Consider the following 18,276-nt stretch of genomic DNA (forward strand, 5'->3'; position numbering starts at 1 on the left):
CTGGGGTGACGGGCATGGCGCTGATACGGCCCGCGGGGTACGGGGTGCCGTGGGCTGTGTGAAGGGCCGGGATCGGTCTGTGTACCGCCGGCCGGTCCGGGCGGTCGGGCGGCCTGGGCGGTCAGGCGGGGCCAGGGGGCACCGGGCGGTTCCGGGGCATGGGTCGCCGTGGCGGCGCACCGGGGTGGTGTCCCGATGGGGAGCGTCGGCAGGGAGGGGCGGGGCCGGTTGGTGCGGGAGGGGTCAGGAGCGCCGGGGTTCGGGGGTGGCGAGGTAGAAGGCGTCGCGCCAGCGCAATCCGACCTGGTCACGCTGGTGGGGGCGTTGCACCAGGTCGTGGAGGAGGACACCCCAGTCGGGGGTGATGCCGTCCTTCAGCAGCTGTGTGACAGGTGCGGGCAGGCGGCGGTGCAACTGGTCGTCGCTGAGGCGGGTCAGGACGCTCAGGAGATCCTCGGTGCGCACCGCTCCGTGGCCGGCTCGGTGTACGGCGGTGGCGAGGGTGGCGCCGAAGTTCGGCCTGGCGAACCAGGCCGCCGGATCCGGCGGCGATGGTGCGGGGGCTGGTTCGACGGGGGCGACGAGGCGGGCTCCGGGATCGTCTCCCAGGGTCACGAGGCCGGCGTCGTCGTCCGGGTCGGGGCGCACGCCCGGGGTGTGGGCCTGGGGCCCGGCTGTCGCGATGAGGCTTGCGACGGTGTAGTAGGCGCGGCGCCCGGCGCGGTGTGCGGTGCGCCGGGCCAGGTAGCGGTCCATGGGGGCGCATTCCTCGACGGGCCGGCCCCTTCCCCGGCTGAGGCGGACGCGGACGCCGGGCTCGGTGCAGAGGAGGTGGATGTGGGCGACGAACGCGTCGCAGGAGGCGCGGTGTTCGGCTGCGGTGGGCATCAGGCAGCCTTCCGGGGTGCTGAGGACTGGCGGTAGAGGTCCCTTACGGCATGGGCCACGGCGCGGCCCGCGGAGGTGTGACGGATCCGGGCGGCTTCGGTGACCTCGCGCAGGGCGGCTGCGGCTGCGGCCGCGAAGGCGGTGGGTGCCTCGGTGCCGGGCTCGTCCAGAAGCTGCCAGAACGCAGTCTCGGCTTTCGGCCAGTACCGGGTCAGAGCCTTGCCCGCCCAGGGGGGCTGCGTGGTGCGGCTGCGGGTGACGGTGTCCCATGCCTGTTTGGCGACGGTCGCCAGCCGGTGCGCTGCGTGTTCGGCCTCCCGGCAGCACTCGGCGATGCGCTGGGCTTTGACCGGGTCGTGTTCCTGGGTCCAGTTCAGCAGGGGCGGGGTGAGGGCGGTGTACCACTGCCGGTCGATGGCCTTGCTGCCGTCCTGGTCGAATCCGTGGACGCGGATCCGCAGGCTGCGCCGCACAGGTTCGGGAAGGTCGTTGAGGGTGTCGAAGATGGCCGGCCGGCGGTGCGTGCCGTGTTCATCCGGTGCCAGGAGCAGTGTCTCCAGGTCGCGCCACCATGCGCGGGACGCGTCGGCGCGGTGGATGGTGCGGCGCCGGGCGACGTTCTTGCGTTCGGGGATGAAGCGGTAGGCGAGGTAGGGGTCAGTGGTGATCTGTTTGGGCTGCTGGGTGGCCCAGGTGATGTAGGCGTCGGTGACGGTGGTGCCGTCCTGGCCCGGCACGAGGAGGATCGCGTGGCGGTTCTGTCCGGTCAGTTGGCGGCCGGGCCAGGTCGGCGGGCGGGGCGGGGCCTGCGGTTCGGGCGGGGCGGGTTCTTCCCACGGGCAGGCGTCGGCGCCGGGTGGCTGCTCGTCGCCGGTGAAGGCGGGGACACCGGTGAGGAGCGTTTCGTGCAGGGTGCGGCCCAGGGGGTGGAAGGAGACGCTGGAGCGCAGGGGCCCGCTGGTCTGCTTCATGCTGGTGGCACCGTCCAGAGTGCGGGGGGTGCCTTTGCCGGAACGCCCGTAGTAGTGGTGGATGAGCAGGATCTGCAGGGCCTCGGCAGTGGGAACGGGTTCGGCGGTGTGGTGGCTGTGCGGGCTGAACCAGGCCAGGTTGTTGCCGGCGGGGCGCCCGGGCACGAAGACGTTGATGCCGGTGCTGTGGGGGCACTGGGTGCGCAGCGAGGGGTCCTGCAGCCAGGGCCGTTCCGGGTCGAAGACGTTCCAGCTGTGCTGGTCGAAGTAGGCGTGGACGGCGTCCGGGTCGAAGCTGCCCCGGACCAGGCAGCGGCGGCGCAGGGCGTTCCACTGGGAGGCTGTGAGTTCAGGGTCGTCCAGGCCGGTGATCCGGGCGGTGATGGCGATCGCGACCCGCAGCAGTGCTGAGGCTGCCGGCGGGTGAGGCAAGGCGAGATCGTCGATGCGGTGGGCGTCCAGGAACAGGGCCCGCAGGCCCACTTGGCCGTACTGGTGACCGGAGCGGACGTCGATCCAGGGACTGTCGGCTGCACTGAACGTGGCGGGCGGGGATAACGAGGACAAGAGGGTGTCTTCCGGAAAGAGAGAGGAACGCGAGGAGGTGGAGTGCGGGCCACCGGGACCGGGGCATGTTCTCGGGTGATTTGCTGTTGCGGGGCAACGCGGCGGCCGGGCCGGGCTCGGCCGGCGCCGTGCAGGGGAGATCGCAGCGCCCTTGTGGGGCAGAACCGTGTGCGATGTACGACCGGGCGTTCGGTGGTGTGCGGCACAGCGAATCATGTCGCCACAGCGCTTCGCGACCGGTGAGAAAATCCGACTACCGAAGGGTGGCGTAATGCTTTCAGCCCTGAGTATTACGTGCAGTGATCATTGATGGTCTTTGCGGTGCAGGAGGCCGAGTTCTTCGTCCATGCGGAGCCAGTGATGGCCGAAACGCTGTTCACTCTCCCGTGTTGAAGAATCAGTGGGTAGCAGCACGGTGTCGGCGAGAAGGGGATGCTGCTTCCAGCTTTCGGGCGGCTGATGCCGGTCGGAAGCGCGGGTGACCCAGGCGGCCGGGACGGGCAGTGTGTGTTCCAGGATGCTGCGCAGGTGGCGCCCGCTGAGGTGTTCCTGGTCCGGGAGCGGGAGAAGGCCGGCTGCGTCGAGGGTCAGGGTGCCTTCGAGGCTGCGGTAGCAGGGCAGCAGGCGGCGGGGCAGGATGCCGGGCCGGGTGGCCGCCTGGGCGGTGGTGAGGTGCTGACGGTGCAGGTCGGCCAGGGAAGAGATGCGTGTCGCCGGGGGCACCAGGTGGATCGCGCTGAGCTGCTGCTGACGACTGGTGCGGGTCTGGTGGGTGGCTGCCATCTGCTGCAGATGCGTCGTTTCCGCCGCGAAACCGGAGGTGACACCGTGGACCTGTTCGACGAAGGCCTGGACATCGTCGGGTACGACGAGGGGTTCCTTCTTCAGGGTGAGGAGGAGCCGGGCGGTTTCGTGGAGGGTGACGGCGGGCTCGACCGTGCCCCATCCGGGCGGCAGAGCGGTCGCGCCGAGCGAGTTGACCGGGTTCAGCACCGTCAGCGTCGGGCTGTTGTCACGGTCCCACCAGGCGGGGCGGCGGTCTTGCCCGGCCCACAGACGGGTGAAGCGGCCCAGGCGGCCCAGACGCTGCAGCAGGCGTGCCAGAGAAGCAAGATCGCTGACCATCAGGTCGACATCAAGGTCCAGGCTCATGTCGAGGAGGCTGGTGGTGACGAAGACGAGGCGTGCCGGGCGCGGGCCGGTGGGCCCCAGCCGGGTCCGGAGGTCTCGCAGTGTGCTCTGCCGTCGCCACCCCCGGAGCCGGGCGTGGACGAGGACCAGGTCGTGCGGTGGGCCGGTCCATGTGCGGCGCAGGTACTGGTAGGTGTCCTGCGCGTCGGCGACGGTCGCGCACACCACGGCTGCGCATCCGCCGTGTCCGGTCACCGGCTGGAGCGTGTCGGCGATCACGGCCAGGCGCTCCCCCGGGTCGACGGTGCGGCCGGACTGTTCGAGGCGCCGGTAAGTGACCGGGCGGATGCGGATGTGAGCGGTCCTGCGCTGGGCGGCTCTTTGCCGTTCCTGGGCCGGTTCGGACATGCGGTGGGCGGTGGCGGTTGCCGCGTCCGCGAAGAGCCACCCAGGGTAGCGGGGGGCGAACGAGGCACCGTGGAGACCAGTTTGGCCGGCTCCGGCCAGGTAGGCCCGTACCAGTTCCGTGGCGGTGGACGCAGGCATCGTCGCCGAAAGCAGGACAACCGGGCAGTTCAGGGCTCCCAGCCAGTGCAGCAGCCGCAGCAACTGGAGCTGGCTGAACGGGTCCAGCGCGTGGGCTTCGTCGACCACGACGGTCTTGCCCGACAGGGCCAGCATGCGCAGCGCGCTGTAGCGGACGGGCAGGACAGCCATCTGTGCCTGGTCGGTGGTGGAGACGGTGTACTGGGCCAGGAGCGCGTTGTCCCTTCCGCGCAGCCATCGGTCAGGGCCGGCGGTGCCCGGGCCGGACTCCGTCTCGTCGCCGGCGGCAAGATCGTCCGGGTCGTCGGTGAACGGGTTGTCGGGTGGTCCGTCCAGGATGGACATGTCCGCTGGGGACAGGCTTCGGCCGGTGTAGGCCTCGTTGAGGTCGCTGTGGTGGTGCACCAGCGTCACGGGGGCGTACTCGGGCCGGTGGGCGCGCACGTACCGGTCCAGGACCTCGTAGGCCTGGTCGGCGGCGGCCGTGGCCGGGAGCAGCCACATCACCCCCTGAGTGCCGCAGTGCTCGTTGAAGATTCGAGCCATCTCCAGGGCGGTCACGCTCTTTCCCGCCCCCATGGCATCCGTGACCACCGCGATGCCACTCCCCCGCTCTGCGACCAGCCGCGGCAACTCCTCCATCACGGAGGCCTGAAGAGCGTTGGGTTCCTCAAGCCCCGGGTGGGCGGTGGTGAACGGGACCCGGTCCAATGCGAAGCGTGGAAGACCGAGACGCTCGACCTCCTCCTCGGCCTGCCTGCGGGCGTGACTGTAGTGCTCGGCAGCCCCGAAGGACGGAGTGTCCGCGTTGGGCGCCCAGTACCGGAGCTGGCTCGCGACCCGGTCGGCAACCATCGCCAGACCCGTGATCAGCACCGCGGCCTCGACCGACACCCGATCCGGGGCCTCGTCGACACCGAACAGGTGCCACAACAGCCGGGTATAGCGGCGGCGCAGGTCCTGCCACACAGGCCCGCCCAGGGTGGCCTGCACCCGGCGGGCGGATGCTGCCCCGTCCACGTCGAGCTGCAGGAACCTGCCGTGGTGCCCGCCCAGACACTGAGCGGCACGGACAGCGGGACTGTCGTTACCGCCGACGGCGAATCCCAGCTCGCCCAGCAGATGCAGTCCCGCATGCATCGACGCGCGCGCGTGCGGCACGTGCACCACCGGACCCATGTCTGCCAGCAGGTCCTCCCCCAGCCGTATGCGGACTGAGGGCTCAAAGGACTGCCAACTCGGAATCAGCTTTCCGATGTCATGCATGGCAGCCAGGAAAGAGACCAGCGAACGCGCATGCTCCTGCGAGACGTTGAGCCCGGCACTGATGACCTTACGTTGGCTCGGGGTCAGGAACCGGTCCCACAGCACCCCGGCCACCGCACCCACATCGACCAAGTGGAACAGCAGCGAATACACCCTCCGCGTCGCACGATCGAACTTCCCGCAGGGCCGACGATCAACACCGTCGTACCGGGCGTCCTCAACAGCTCCCATCCCCACACGCTGCCGCCGCCCGGAACCCACAACAACATGATCACGCAAAAGCAAAGCGCTCAGCCCCGCGCCCGCTAAAATCCACCCTCCACCCGTGCATCTCGTACGGGCGCAACCTCTGATGTGACATCATTTCCCTGACCGGCCGCGAGCAAACGACTGGCAAAGCGCCCCAGAGTTCCCAGGTCAAGAAGGGTAGAGTCCGCGCGAGCGGGGATGACTCGGCCGGTGGCAGGAGGGCCAGTTGTGCTGAATCCGTAGAGTCCGCGCGAGCGGGAATGACTCGTCGTCGGTGAACACGACCTTCTTCCCCGCCGGGTAGAGTCCGCGCGAGCGGGGATGACGCGCCTCACGTGTTGTCGAAGTGCTCCCAGTAGTCGTAGAGCCCGCGCGAGCGGGAATGACCCGTGCCGCTGCCACTCCGTCGGCCAAACCGGGTTGCACAGTCCGCGCAAGCGGGAGTGACTCGGCCATATACTCCAAGTTCACTTCGACGTTGGGGTAGGTCCTGCGCGAGCGGGAATGACGTGTACTTCGACCTCGGCCAGGGCGGAAGGGCTGAGTAGAGCCCGCGCGAGCGGGAGTGACTCGATCTGGCGGACGTCGTGGGGGTTGAGGTGGACAGCCACACCAGCGACTCCGGCCGATAGTAGAGTCCGCGCAAGCGGAGTAGGTCGGTCTCCTGGTCCTCTGTGTTCAGACGCAGGGGCACTGCTCGCGCTGGTCTGGAGTGGCCTCTGAGAGGTCGTTCTCTTTCCGAACCCCGTGTGCGGATTCTGCTGGTCAGGCATGAGATTGCGGCTGCCGCGGGAGCCTCGAGTCATTGCTGATCGAGTTGCTGTGGAGGGCGGATGCCGTCGATGCGGGCGGTTCTGGAAGCGCGGCGGAAGGCCGCAGCTGTGCGGGTGGAGGAGCTCGAAGCCGAACTTGAGCGGGTGCGGGTGGACTTGGCGGACGCCGAAGAAGTCCTCAGACGCCGGGCGATCGGCCTCGAGCAGTTTCTGGAAGCGCTGGCCGAAGAAGAACAGCCTGCCGAGATGACTGTCGGTCTGCCGAGAAGGAAGTCGGTGGGACCGCGCCGTGCGGTGCCGCATCGCCAGAACGCGGCCGGCCTCGAGGACCTGTCGGTGGACTACCAGGCGGTGATGGAGGCTGCGGCGCAGGTCGGCGCGGACGGGCTGGGTGCCCGGCGGGCGGCCGTGGTGCTGGGTTGGGACAGCGCCTCCGCCTCACGGGTCGAGGGTGCACGAGCACGGCTGAAGAGGCTGGTGGAACGAGGCTGGCTGGTGGAGGTGAAGCCCGGAAGATTCACCCTGCCGGCAGGACGGCGGACTGATGAGACTGCGCGGCCAGGCGGCGGTTCATCAGGGCGATCATCGACCAGCGGATGACTGCTTCGCTCGTGTCGGTGCGGCGTTCGTAGTCCCGGACCAGGCGCCGACTGCGCAGAAACCAGGCGAAGGACCGCTCGACGACCCAGCGGCGGGGCAGTGGCTGGAAGCCGCGGACGTCTTCGCCTCGGCGGACGATGTCGAGGACGATCCCCAGGTGCCGGCTGGTCCAGTCGGTGAGGTGGCCGGTGTAGCCGCCGTCGGCCCAGACCCGTGCCAGCCGCCTGAAGCGGCCGGCTGCCGTCGGCAGAAGGGTCCGGGCGCCGTCCCGGTCGGTCACGGACGCCGGCGTGACCAGCACGGCCAGGAGGAGCCCGAGCGTGTCGGTGAGCAGGTGCCGCTTGCGTCCATTGATCTTCTTGCCCGCGTCGAACCCGCGTGAGATGTGGGCGACGGTGGCGTCCGCCTTCACCGACTGCGAGTCCATCACCGCCCCACTCGGCTCCGGGCCACGGCCTTCGGCCTGGCGAACGGCCTGGTGCAGGCGATCATGCAGTTCGCCCACCAGCCCGGTGTCCCGCCAGCGGGCGAAGAAGGCATAGACCCGCGGCCACGGCGGAAAGTCGGACGGCATCGCCCGCCACTTGATGCCGTTGTCGACGAGATAGCGCACCGCGTCGATCATCTGTCGGTGGCAGAACCCCTCCGGCCGTCCGCCTCGGCCCGCTAGCCAGCCCGGAACCGGCAGTAGATCTTTCACCACCGCCCACTCGGCATCGCTCATGTCCGAGCCGTACCGGGGCCGGCGCCCCGGCCGGTCAGCCGCGTTCCCGAACCTGTGGGCGAGACAGTCACACCCACGAGTGGACGGACTGGACCCGGCAACCATGACCACGCGACACTTCGACAACAGGGCCTCTTGATCCTCGCTGGACTCGACATCCGCGAGCTACCAAGAGGCCCTTCTTCCATGCACCCGCACCGACCGACTCACCCGAACCAGGCCCCTGTTCGAACCCTGCCGACCACCTGAGCGGATAGAGAACAGCCAGTGAAGCCGAGACCCCACCGGGAACACCTCCCCGTCGAGCCTGCGCGAGCAGGAGTGACCCGACCGCCCTGACCGAACGGCCACGCACGTTCCTGGAGAGCCCGCGCGAGCGGGAGTGGCCCAGACTTCCTATCCAGGACGGTGACCGCCGCGTTGCAGAGCCGACACAAGCAGGAGTAACCGGCCGGTAGCAAGTCCACCTGAGTTGGGGGGAAGTTGAAGCCCGCGCGAGCGGGAGTGACGCGTCGACCCGCGTGATGCCGTTGACCTCCTCGACGTAGTGCCCGCACGAGCGGGAGTGACGCGGCCAGCGACTGCGTCTTGAAGCTGACGATGGAGTAGAGCCCGCGCGAGCGGGAATGACGCGCCATCCGGGCGTACAACACGCCCGACATTCCGGTAGCGGCGTCGACAAGCGGGAGTGACCCAGACTTCCCGTCCAGGACGGTACTGCCACGTTGCGGAACCTGCACGAGCAGAATGGCCCCGGCCGCTGAATCTCCTGGACGCGCCCGAGGCCGGGATGGTCTGGGAGCCAGGCCAGGAAGCGTGGGAGACCAAGCTCGCCGCGCTCCGCTCCTACCGGCGGGCCACCGGGCACCTCGCCCCACGCCAGGACCAGCTGTGGGGCGAGGGCGAGGCGATGGTGCCCATCGGGCAGCACATGGCCAACCTCCGCCGGAAGGGGGGCTCGGGAAGGACCCGAAGCGCGCGGCGGACCGCACGGAGCAGCTGACGGCGATCGACCGACTGGGACTGCCCCTGGTCGTTGAACTGGCAGCGCCACTACCGCGTCCTCGCCGACCTCGTCGACGCCGACGGCCAACTGCCCGACATCGCACCCGGCGTACTCATGGACGACGACGACATCGGACGATGGCTCCAGCAGCAGGCCCAGCCGGCCATCTGGGCGCGGCTCCTGCCCGAGCAGCAGGAACGGCTGACCAGGCTGGGCATGAAGCCGCTTGAGGCGCCCTCTCCCGCCCTGACGGCCTCGCGTTCGAAGGGCCCGAGCAAGGCGCAGCAGGCGTTCCAACGCGACCTGGCGGCACTCACGCAGTGGGTGGAGCGGGAAGGCGCGGACCGGCCGGTGCCAAGGGGCCACAGCGAAGAGATCACGGTCCACGGCGAGGTCGCGCCGGTGACTGTGAAACTGGGCGTGTGGGTCTCGAACACCAAATCGAGGAGGGACCGGCTGGACGTCGACCAGCTGGCCGCGCTCGCGAAGCTCGGCATCGACTGGGTATAAGCCGGGTGGGTGGGCTCCTGTGGTGGAGCCCACCCACCTACTTCTTCTTCGGGCGCCGTACGACGCGCGGGGCCCGGGGAGCAGCAAGTCGAGCGATCTTGGTGTCGCTGGCCAGCTTGTCCGGAGTCCCGGTGAAGGCTCAGATTGAAGCTTCCCCGTGATCTTGGACACTCGATGCTTACGCCGTGAGGGCGTGCTCTTGCTCGTGCCGCTGCCGGGTCTCCAACGGGGTGAGGTAGCCCCAGACTGGATGGCGGCGTAGGCGTCGTCGGTTGTAGAAGGTCTCGACGAAAGCGAAAATGTCCGCGCGTGCGCTGGACCGGTCGGGCCAGCGGCGGGTGCCGATCTCCTCCTTCAGCAATGCGAAGAACGACTCCGCGGCGGCGTTGTCGAAGCACGAGCCGGTGCGGCCCATGCTCTGCCGCAGTCCCAACCGGCTTAGCTCGCACCGGAGTTCATCTGAGGTGTATTCACTGCCGCGGTCCGAGTGCGCGATGCATCCGGGCTGGAGTCGGCCGCGTCCGGCGGCCATCTTCAGCGCGTCCACGACCAGGGATGCGCGGTGGTGGTCGGCCATCGAGTAGCCGACGATCTCGCGGGTTGCGAGGTCCAGCCAGGTCGCCAGATACAGCCAGCCCTCGTCGGTGGGGATGTAGGTGATGTCGCCGACGAGCTTCATCCCCGGCGCCGGTGCGGTGAAGTCGCGGGCGATCAGGTCCGGGGCGGGTACCGCCCTTTTGGCCCGGCGGGTCAGGCCCTTGCTCCTGCGCCGTGTGACGCCGCTGATGCCGCGTTCACGCATGACGCGCTCGATCCTTTTGCGGTTCACGCGGTGCCCGAGCCGCCGCAGTCCGGCATGGATGCGCGGCACCCCGTAGGCGCCCCTGGAGGCGAGGTGCAGCACGGTGATCTCGTGGGCCAGGGCGTCGTCCGCAGCCTGCTTCGCCCGCCGGGTCTTCTCTCCGGCCATCCACGCGTAGAAAGAGGAGCGGGCCACCCTCAGCAGCCGGCACAGCAGAGCAACATGGTGGGTGGCCTTCTCCGCCTCGATGAACGCGTACACATCGTTCATCGATCGCTCTCCTTCGCGAAGAAGACCGCCGCTTTTCGCAGCACCTCGATCGTCTCCGCCTGCTCGGCGGCCAGCCTCCGCAGCCGCCGCAGCTCTTCACGCTCGGCCGTCGTCAGCTCTCCCGGCGTCCCCTGCCCGCGGTCGATCGCATCCTGCTTGACCCAGTTGCGCAGTCCCTCGGCACTGACCCCGAGCTGGCGGGCCACCTCCGTGATGGTCTTCCCGGAAGACGTCACGAGCGCAATCGCGTCCCGTTTGAACTCCTCCGTATACCGCCTGCTGCGGTTGCTCTTGCTTCCCACCTGGCACTACTTCCTCTGGAACTCACGTCCCAGTCTCCAGGTGTCCACGATCAAGGGGAAGGCTCAGATCGAGTCCGTCTTCGCCGAGATCAAAACCCATCAGCGCGGCCCACGCGTCGTACTCAGCAGCAAAACGCCTGAAGGTACCCGCCAACAGATCTGGGCACATCTGCTGGTCCACTACGCCCTGCGCGAGCTCATGCTGAGAACGGCCGCCCCCCGCGGCCTGGACCCCGACCGGGTTTCCTTCACGGAGACCTTGCGCTCCGCCCGGCGCAGCGTGACCGTCACGCCGGGCAGCTTTTCCCCTGACCTGCTGGCCAGCGCCCTGGTGATGCTGGAGCAGGACCTCCTGGAACGGCTCTTGCCCGTCAGACGCCTGCGCAGCCAGGCCCGCGTCGTGAAACGCAAGATGTCCAATTACCATCTCAAGCGGGCTGAACACCGTGACTGGCTCCAACCCACCCGCATCGGCACGAAAGCCGTCCTCATCACAAGACCACGACCCGCAGGCCCGTAATGCAACAGCATTGGCTTTAGCTGGGCTGCTGTGCCAGGTGGTCGGCGAGGGCAGTGACCGATGCCAGGATCTCCGCCGGAGGGCGGGCCAGGTCGAGGGCGTGGGCGGTGAGGGTGATGCCCGTATTGCGGATCGTGTGCGGGACAGGGGCGTCGCCCTGCTGGGCCGCGTAGACGAGGTGGCCGTGCGGGAGGGCCAACGCCGTGCAGTAGCTGAGCAGTTGGTACAGGTTCTCGGTGGTCGGTGTGCCGGCACCGAGGTCCTTGTACTTGGCGTCGACGACCGTCAGCGGGCGGCCGGCGCGGTAGAGGACCAGGTCGGGTCTGATTTGGACGCGGGCGTCGACGTCCAGGCGGTGATGCCGGTCCTGGGATTTGACGCGTACCCCGTGGGGGCGCAGGGCGGCGGTAAGGGTGTCGGTGAGGAACCGCTCGAAGACCTTGGCCAGGTTGAGGACGAAGCCGTCGGTCGTCACGGGGGTGGGCCCGTGCGGGGTGAGGCTGCGGTCGGTGAGGATCAGCTCCGCCAGGCGCAGGACGGGCGCGTAACGGGAGTTGAGGCGGGTCGGCGTCCAGGCGGGGAGCGGGGTGCCGGGGCGCAGGGGTGTGACCTCGGGGAGGCGGGCGGCGAGGTGGCGCAGGGTGCGGCGGGTCGTGTCCGTGACGCCGGGGAGGTGTTCCAGGCGGTGCAGGGCGGCGAGCAGGACGCGGTTCTCGGGGATGTCGGCGGTGAAGTCGTCGTAGCGGACGGCCACGGGGAGCGGGAGTCCGGTGCGGCGCAGCTGGTCGGCGGTGCGGATACGGCCGCGTACGACCGGGAGTTCGTCGTCGGTGACGCGGTAGCCGTGCAGGACGCCCGGGTCGAGGGCGCGGCGGGCGGCGCGGGCGTAGGCGTCGGCGAGGGCGGGGAGCAGGTCGTCATCGGACGCCGATGCGGTGACCTGCTGGTCCTTCCAGGGGGTGCCCGGGGCGTAGGTGAGGAGGAACAGCAGCTGGGCGACGGGGATTTTGGGGTCGATGTGGAGTTCGACGGCGCCGTCTCCGCGTCCGAGGCGGACCAGGCCGACGTGTTCGAGGCCGGAGACACGCCACCGTCCGCCGGGGCCGGGGACGGGGGTGAGCCGGACGAGGCGCGGGCTGTTGATCAGCGTGGCGACCTGGGCGGGGTGCAGGGCGACTTGGACGCCGCTGCCGGTCTCGGTCAGGCGGATGGGTACTGGGCCGGGGATGAGAGCCATCGGGTCACTCGCCCTCGGCGACGACGGCTTGGAGGGCGTCGAGTCCGTACTCCTCCTCCACGTCGACACCCGTGCCGTAGAGCTGGTCCTCCAGGAGGGGCAGGATCTGGGTGCTCCAGATCAGCTCCAGGCCTTCGGGGTCCGCAGCCTGATGGTTCATCAGGTACGACGGTCCGATCGCGCGATCCGGGTCGGCAAGGCGGGAGTTGAGGGTGTCGAGGAGGTCGGCCGGGCGTCCGGGCAGGTCGTGACGGTCCAACCAGCGGCGCAGCAGACCGGCGACGGGCGGGCGGTCCGGGGAGAGCCGGCGGAAGGCGAAGCGGCGGCGCATGGCCGCGTCCACGAGGGCGATGGAACGGTCGGCGGTGTTCATCGTGCCGATGATGTAGACGTTCTTGGGCAGGTCGAACTCCTGCTCGGGCGAGTACTGGGTGGTGATCGGCTCGTCCCGGTACTCCAGCAGGAAGTACAGCTCGCCGAAGACCTTGGCGAGGTTGGCCCGGTTGATCTCGTCGATGACCAGCACATACGGGTTCGCCGGGTCCTTCCGGGCCCGGTCCACCAGCAGCTTGAACGGCCCCGGCACGACCTCGAAGGCCACGCTGCCGCCGTCGTTCCTGACCGGGCGGAACCCTTCGAAGAAGTCCTCGTAGGTGTACGACGGGTGGAACTGCACCAGCTTCGTACGGTCGGACCCGGCCACGTGCTGGGCGAGGCGCCGGGCCAGAAAGGTCTTGCCGGTGCCGGGCGGGCCGTACAGGATGATCTGCTGCATCCGCTCCAGTTGGCGCACGGTGTCCCGCAACCAGCCGACGGGCATGAGCAGTTCACCCGCGAGGTCCTCACCGACCGGTGGCAGCTCGATCGGGCGGGTCGCGTCGACCTTGAGCAGCTCCTCCTCGACGGCGTCGGTCAGGTCCGCGGCTTCGGCGAGTTCGGCGGCTACCGTGCTGATGTCGTAGACGGTGGGCGGGCGTTGGAGCTGGCTCTGCACCTGCTCGGGGAGGTCGGCGCGGCGCAGGGGGCGGGTGGCGGTGGCCCACTTGACCGGGCGGCGGCGGGCCTGGTCGGGGCCGTCGGACAGGTCGTACAGCGCCGGGCCCTCGATGGTGCCCACGTGCACTTCATCGGCGGTGACGGTGACGACGACGTCGCCCTGCTTCATCTGGCTGAGGAACAGGTGGAGTTGGCCGATCGCCTGGCCGCGTGCCTGCGCGGTCGCGTCCGGCATGGCTCGGGCGACGGCCTGCTGGATAGCGGGTTTGGTGGCGCCCGCGGGAATCTCCGTAACCTCGCCGAAGGAGACCGAGCAGTAGCCGTGGGCCAGCCAGTCCGGCAGGAAGCTCTGCCCGGCGGCGCCGAACCCCCGTACCAGCCAGCCCTGTTGACCGACCTGGGCCGCCCCGGGGCGCCAGTGGCTGAGCCAGGGGTCGGCGAAGAAGTTCACCGGGTCCTTGGACTCCTCCTGCAACAGGGTGCGGAGGGCGAGGAGGTCGCGGTCGTCGTCGCCGGTGGGGTTCGGGAGACGCTCGCGATAGCCGGTCAGGATGCGCCGCTTGCTTTGGGTGCTGGCAATGGGGAGGAAGGCCTCGGGGAACAGGAGTGCCTGGAGGACGTGGAGTTGGGCGCGGGCCTTGTTGTGGCCCATGGAGGCGAGCACGTGCCGGCACTCCTCCTGGAAGTGCCACGGGTCGGCGAGCAGGTCCCCCCTCTCGTGGGGAGCCCACTCCAGCAGCTGTTCCACCAGCAGTACAAGGAACTGGAACTGCGCCCAGCGGTAGTTGAGGAAGGCCTGGCCGCCGTTGATGAACCCGGCGAGCGGGGCGTCGAGTTCGGCCGGTATGACGATGTCCCCATTGGCCCAGGAGAGAACCTCGTTCAGGATCTCCCGTTTCCTCGGAACGCCTATCTGTTCCGGCTTCAGCGGTACGAGGTTCACGTAGAGGAGTTCGGCGGCGAGGACGATCGTCGCGTGGGGGGCGCCAGCCAACTGCCGTTCCAGCTTCACCAGGAAGGTATCGGAGGACTGGTCCGGCTGGTCGACGAACCGGCGCCGCAGGTCGACCGCCGTGTCGTACGTCCAGATGGTCAGCCCCGGAACGAGAGCGGAGCGGCCGTCGAGCAGCCCCCGCCGGAAGACACGGCCCACTGCCCTGACGACAGGAGCCCCCTCAACTGTCGTCCCGTATACGCCCGTTCGTGCCCGACGCTGCTCGATCACGTCCACTGTCCCCCAGTCCGCCCCGACGCCGGCCCTCGCGCCACGCGCGCCGCTCATCGTAGGGGCCGACGCGGAACCACACCGCCAGGACGATCGGATACCCGAGGCAGCCGAACCGCCGACAGGTGCCCTGGGAAGCGGTCTCGCCGCCGGGGTGCGGACGCCGGCGCCGTCAGGAGGACGGTCGCGGTAGCCCGAACGGCCCCGCCGTCTGCCCCGCCGTCACGGCGATCAATACGAGGCCGACGGGGAAACAGCGACCAGGCGATCCACTTCAGCTCCGCTGCACGCCGCCCACCCAGCGACGCACGGTGGGGGCGGCGACGCCGTTGCCGCCGGTCATGTCGGCAAGGCGCTGGTCGTGGCGGAGTACGGCGAGCATAACGACCGCCTGGGCGCCCGGGGCACGAGCTTGCGCCAGCGGGAGCCCAGCTCCTTGCGCCGCTTGCGTATCAGGCCGGCGACGAGATCGATGGTCCGCTTCGACAGCGGGAGGCGAACCTGGTAGACAGCTTCCTGAGAGCCCTCGGCGGGGCGGCGGGTCTTCACACACGCGTCAACTCCCACCGGGGGCTCTCCTGTTACGGCCGGAATCAGCCGGTCCGCCGCCGTCCTGGCCGGTCAGCACGGGAGATAACGGCCCGCGCCGGTTCGGGAGATCCAGCCCCGGTCGGCGAGCTTGCGCAGCTGCCCGCGGACCGGCTCGACCTTCGCCGGCGTCCTGTCCCGGCCCAGCGCGATCGCGACGTCCTTGGCCATCACCGGCCCACCCGCACCGGCCACGATCTCCATGATCCGCCGGTACTCCGGGGGGCAGGACCTCTACCCCTCATGCCCTCGGCCCGGTCCGGCACCAGCCGCATCCCGCCCGCACCCGCACCCGCTCCGGCTCCGGCTCCGGCTCCGGCTCCGGCTCCGGCTCCGGCTCCGGCTCCGGCTCCGGCTCCGGCTCCGGCTCCGGCTCCGGCGACACGATGCCCGACGGCCGCCGCCCACCATCGGTCGCCTCGGCCCACTGCCCGAACACCACCTCGACGGCCTCCAGCAGGGCCACCTCCGCTTCGATCCCCGCCAGTTCCTTGCGCAGCAGCCCGGCGCGTTCCGCCAGCTGCAGTGGGTTACGGGCCACAGTGGATGGCGCTTCGCGGTGGTCTTGTCGGTGGCCGTGGGAGCTGATGACGGACCACCGAACAGTGACGTTCTGCCCGCTGATCGGCGCAGGGGTCTACTCCCCGCAGACGACGGCTGCAGAGAACCAGCCGACGAAGGGCTCGTACGGCCCTAACCTCTGATGTGGCATCATTTCCCTAGCTGGCCTTAAGCAAAAGAATGGCAAAGCGCCTCAGAGTGCCCAGGTCAAGAAGAGTAGGGCCCGCGCAAGCGGGAGTGACGCGGATCCCAGTCGCCGTCCTCAGACCGGACCGGGGTAGGGCCCGCGCGAGCGGGAGTGACGCGGACTCCACGGGGTGCAGGACGACGCAGAGCCCGCGCGAGCGGGAGTGACTCGCCCTCCAGCCACACCAGCGACTCCGGCCGATAGTAGAGCCCGCGTGAGCGGGAGTGACGCGGCGATGTACTCCAAGTTCACTTCAACGTTGGGGTAGAGCCTGCGTGAGCGGGAGTGACCCCACCACCCTGGCCGAACGGCCCCGCACGTTCCTGGAGAGCCCGCGCGAGCGGGAGTGACTCGATCCGTGACGCCAGCATCGGTTCACGCTTGAGGTAAAGCCCGTGCGAGCGGGGGACACGGAACTCCAATCTTCGTCATCGCAGGACTAGCGCGCGGGGCTGACGCGGGTTCGGCAAGAACCTGGCCAAGTTCGCCGAGTCATCCCAATCCGCCAGCGGGGCATGCCGACCGACAGGGAGCCGTTACGTCGGGGCGGGACCAACAGCCCGGCGCGAAATGGAGTGGAGGCCGTACTGGCAAAGAAGCGCAAGTCACAGCCGCCCTCGTATTGTGATTCTCCTGGAGCTGAACAGGCAATTCTCATAGCCATGCATCAGGCATTCTCGTCCAATGTCAGGAGCAACTCCCCCACTTGACCTGCATACAGACCCTCCTGGTACTCATCGAGAATGACACCTGTCTGAGAAATTCACGAGACAGCACCGTGAGAGTCAGCACCCGGCGGTACGCCCGTCGTCTTAGCCTCGATCTTTCGTGACGGTCCGCTGACGTAGTCGGTGGACCGTTCCGCTTTCTGGGGCTCATGGCGGGCAGGCCGAGGGCCCGAGTTTCGTCTCGGGTGGACGCCGGGTTCCACTGCTCCGGTGGACTGGTTCCCTCGTAGGGGCGGGAAGGTTGCTGGTCAGCCGGGGTTCGACAAGAGTGCAAGGTGTTCGAGTGCGGTGGTGACCTCACCGGTCCAGGGCCAGTGGCGGGCGAGGCGGAGAACGCGGCGCCGGCCGGTGGTGACGAGTTGCCCGGCTGCGGAGAACAGGCGGAATCGCAGACGGCGGGGTTCCCAGAGGCGGGTCTGGCCTGTCAGGGCGAGCATGGGCATCCAGGCCAGCAGGTCGAGGGCGAGCTGGACGATCTCCAGCCACACCTTGTTCTGCGCGGTGTCGTGCAGGGGCAGGTTGCGCATGCCGGTCGCGCGGGCGGCCCGGATCCGGTCTTCGGCCCGGGCCCGCAGGCGGTGACGGAGCTCAAGCTGGGCGATCGGGCGGTCGGCGGTGTTGGTGGCAAAGCACGTGACCCGCATGCCATCCGCGTCGGTGATCCTCAACTGGGCTCCGGGATGCGGCCGTTCCTTGCGGACGATCAGCCGCATGCCCTTCGGCCAGCCCTCAAGGATGTCGCCGGTGAGTTCGGCGACCCATGCTCCGTCGCGGACCTCGCCGTCGGTCTCGATGGCCGGAGTCCAGGCCGATGCCGGGATCTTCAGAACGTGCTGGTGGATGGTTTCGTTGATCACCATGCCAACGGAGTAGGACAGCCAGCGCCCGCGTTGGGCGAGCCAGGCCACGAACTCGTGGGTGCCGCCCGCGGAGTCGCAGCGGATGAGGGTCTGCCGTCCGCGCCGGTACTTCTTGGGCAGTTGAGCGAGGGCGAGGCGAGTGGTGGTGATGTGGTCGGCGGCGGTGTTCGAGCCCGCGTTCCCAGGACGAAGGAGAGCGGCGACGGGTTCGCCGGTCCCGCCCGGCCCGTGGTCGACGAAGGCCATCAGCGGGTGGTGGCCGTAGGTCTTCTTCCAGGTCGGGGCGGCATCCTGCTTGTCGGAGTGGGAGACGACCAGGACTCCGTCCAGGTCCACGATCACCTGCCCACCGGTGTCCGGTGCCCGGCTGCCGGCCAACGACCAGGCGCGGGCCCGGACTTCGTGCCGGGCGGTGCGGATGGCGTTCAGCGCCTTCTCGTCCGCGGTGGCGAGGGTGTCGATCAGGCGGGAGACCGTGGGGTCGGAGGCGACCGGTCCGAACACGGCCGGCTCGGCCCGCAGCATCGCGATGTCGGCGAGGCAGTCGCCGCCGAGCGCGACCGCCAGCGCAAGGTCTACGAGTATCTTGCCCGGGTCGTGGACGGCCCGCGGTTTCCGCCAGGGGGCGAGTGCTGCGGATATGGCCTGGTCGAGGCCGGTCTTGCGGACGGTTTCGACCAGCAGCACTGAACCGGCCTGCGAGACCACGGCCCGGCCGTCGTCCCGGACAAGGACATGGGGATAGGACCCGATAGGCTGCTTCACCTGG

Annotated in this window: 13 protein-coding genes and 1 pseudogene; 3 read left to right on the forward strand and 11 right to left on the reverse strand. The window is 69.3% G+C overall.

Annotation, left to right across the window (positions count from 1 at the left end; genetic code table 11):
- Positions 1-243: 243 nt before the first annotated feature.
- From casB to PYR72_RS00795, 3 genes are all read right to left on the reverse strand, one after another.
- Positions 244-888 carry a type I-E CRISPR-associated protein Cse2/CasB gene (gene casB, locus PYR72_RS00785; RefSeq protein WP_275453324.1) on the reverse strand — a complete coding sequence of 215 codons (645 nt, stop codon included), beginning with the start codon at positions 886-888 and terminating at the stop codon, positions 244-246.
- On the reverse strand, positions 888-2,426 hold the full coding sequence (gene casA, locus PYR72_RS00790; RefSeq protein ID WP_275453325.1) for a type I-E CRISPR-associated protein Cse1/CasA: 1,539 nt from the start codon (positions 2,424-2,426) through the stop codon (positions 888-890). Before casA ends, casB begins: the two co-directional genes overlap by 1 nt.
- Before the next feature lie 303 nt (positions 2,427-2,729).
- Entirely contained in the window at positions 2,730-5,600 is a 2,871-nt protein-coding gene (locus tag PYR72_RS00795) for a CRISPR-associated endonuclease Cas3'' (protein ID WP_275453326.1), read from the reverse strand.
- 860 nt (positions 5,601-6,460) lie between these two features.
- Between PYR72_RS00795 and PYR72_RS00800 the strand changes: the two genes are divergently transcribed.
- Positions 6,461-6,991, forward strand: coding sequence for a hypothetical protein (locus PYR72_RS00800; RefSeq protein ID WP_275460310.1), 531 nt, complete (start codon positions 6,461-6,463; stop codon positions 6,989-6,991).
- Here the strand turns inward: PYR72_RS00800 and PYR72_RS00805 are convergent.
- Positions 6,909-7,715: an IS5 family transposase gene (locus PYR72_RS00805; RefSeq protein ID WP_275453327.1), complete on the reverse strand. Its 807-nt coding sequence runs from the start codon at positions 7,713-7,715 to the stop codon at positions 6,909-6,911. The genes PYR72_RS00800 and PYR72_RS00805 overlap by 83 nt on opposite strands.
- A 766-nt stretch (positions 7,716-8,481) precedes the next feature.
- Here PYR72_RS00805 and PYR72_RS00810 point away from each other — a divergent pair.
- Positions 8,482-9,231, forward strand: a pseudogene (locus PYR72_RS00810) (helicase associated domain-containing protein); the annotation flags it as partial.
- A gap of 178 nt (positions 9,232-9,409) precedes the next feature.
- Here PYR72_RS00810 and PYR72_RS00815 read toward each other — a convergent pair.
- Positions 9,410-10,303, reverse strand: coding sequence for an IS3 family transposase (locus PYR72_RS00815; RefSeq protein ID WP_275453328.1), 894 nt, complete (start codon positions 10,301-10,303; stop codon positions 9,410-9,412).
- A complete protein-coding gene (locus PYR72_RS00820) occupies positions 10,300-10,605 on the reverse strand; it encodes a transposase (protein WP_275453329.1) in 306 nt (101 codons plus the stop codon). The genes PYR72_RS00815 and PYR72_RS00820 overlap by 4 nt, the downstream gene beginning before the upstream one ends.
- Positions 10,606-10,645: 40 nt before the next feature.
- Between PYR72_RS00820 and PYR72_RS00825 the strand changes: the two genes are divergently transcribed.
- The gene (locus PYR72_RS00825) at positions 10,646-11,125 is read left to right on the forward strand and encodes a hypothetical protein (RefSeq protein WP_275453330.1); all 480 of its coding nucleotides are present in this window, start codon (positions 10,646-10,648) and stop codon (positions 11,123-11,125) included.
- Positions 11,126-11,141: 16 nt separating this feature from the next.
- On the opposite strand, the gene PYR72_RS00830 is transcribed toward PYR72_RS00825, so the two are convergent.
- The 5 genes from PYR72_RS00830 to PYR72_RS00850 form a co-directional block, all read right to left on the reverse strand.
- Positions 11,142-12,362, reverse strand: coding sequence for a restriction endonuclease (locus tag PYR72_RS00830; RefSeq protein ID WP_275453331.1), 1,221 nt, complete (start codon positions 12,360-12,362; stop codon positions 11,142-11,144).
- A 4-nt stretch (positions 12,363-12,366) separates the two neighbouring features.
- The gene (locus PYR72_RS00835) at positions 12,367-14,511 is read right to left on the reverse strand and encodes an AAA family ATPase (RefSeq protein ID WP_275453332.1); all 2,145 of its coding nucleotides are present in this window, start codon (positions 14,509-14,511) and stop codon (positions 12,367-12,369) included.
- Between the two features lie 693 nt (positions 14,512-15,204).
- Entirely contained in the window at positions 15,205-15,375 is a 171-nt protein-coding gene (locus PYR72_RS00840) for a hypothetical protein (RefSeq protein ID WP_275453333.1), read from the reverse strand.
- 37 nt (positions 15,376-15,412) lie between these two features.
- The gene (locus PYR72_RS00845) at positions 15,413-15,712 is read right to left on the reverse strand and encodes a hypothetical protein (protein WP_275453334.1); all 300 of its coding nucleotides are present in this window, start codon (positions 15,710-15,712) and stop codon (positions 15,413-15,415) included.
- A gap of 1,183 nt (positions 15,713-16,895) precedes the next feature.
- Complete coding sequence (locus PYR72_RS00850; RefSeq protein WP_275453335.1) at positions 16,896-18,272, reverse strand: IS1380 family transposase; 1,377 nt, start codon at positions 18,270-18,272, stop codon at positions 16,896-16,898.
- Between the last annotated feature and the right edge of the window lie 4 nt (positions 18,273-18,276).

This window comes from Streptomyces sp. VNUA24, assembly GCF_029167005.1.
GTDB classification, from domain to species: domain Bacteria; phylum Actinomycetota; class Actinomycetes; order Streptomycetales; family Streptomycetaceae; genus Streptomyces; species Streptomyces scabiei.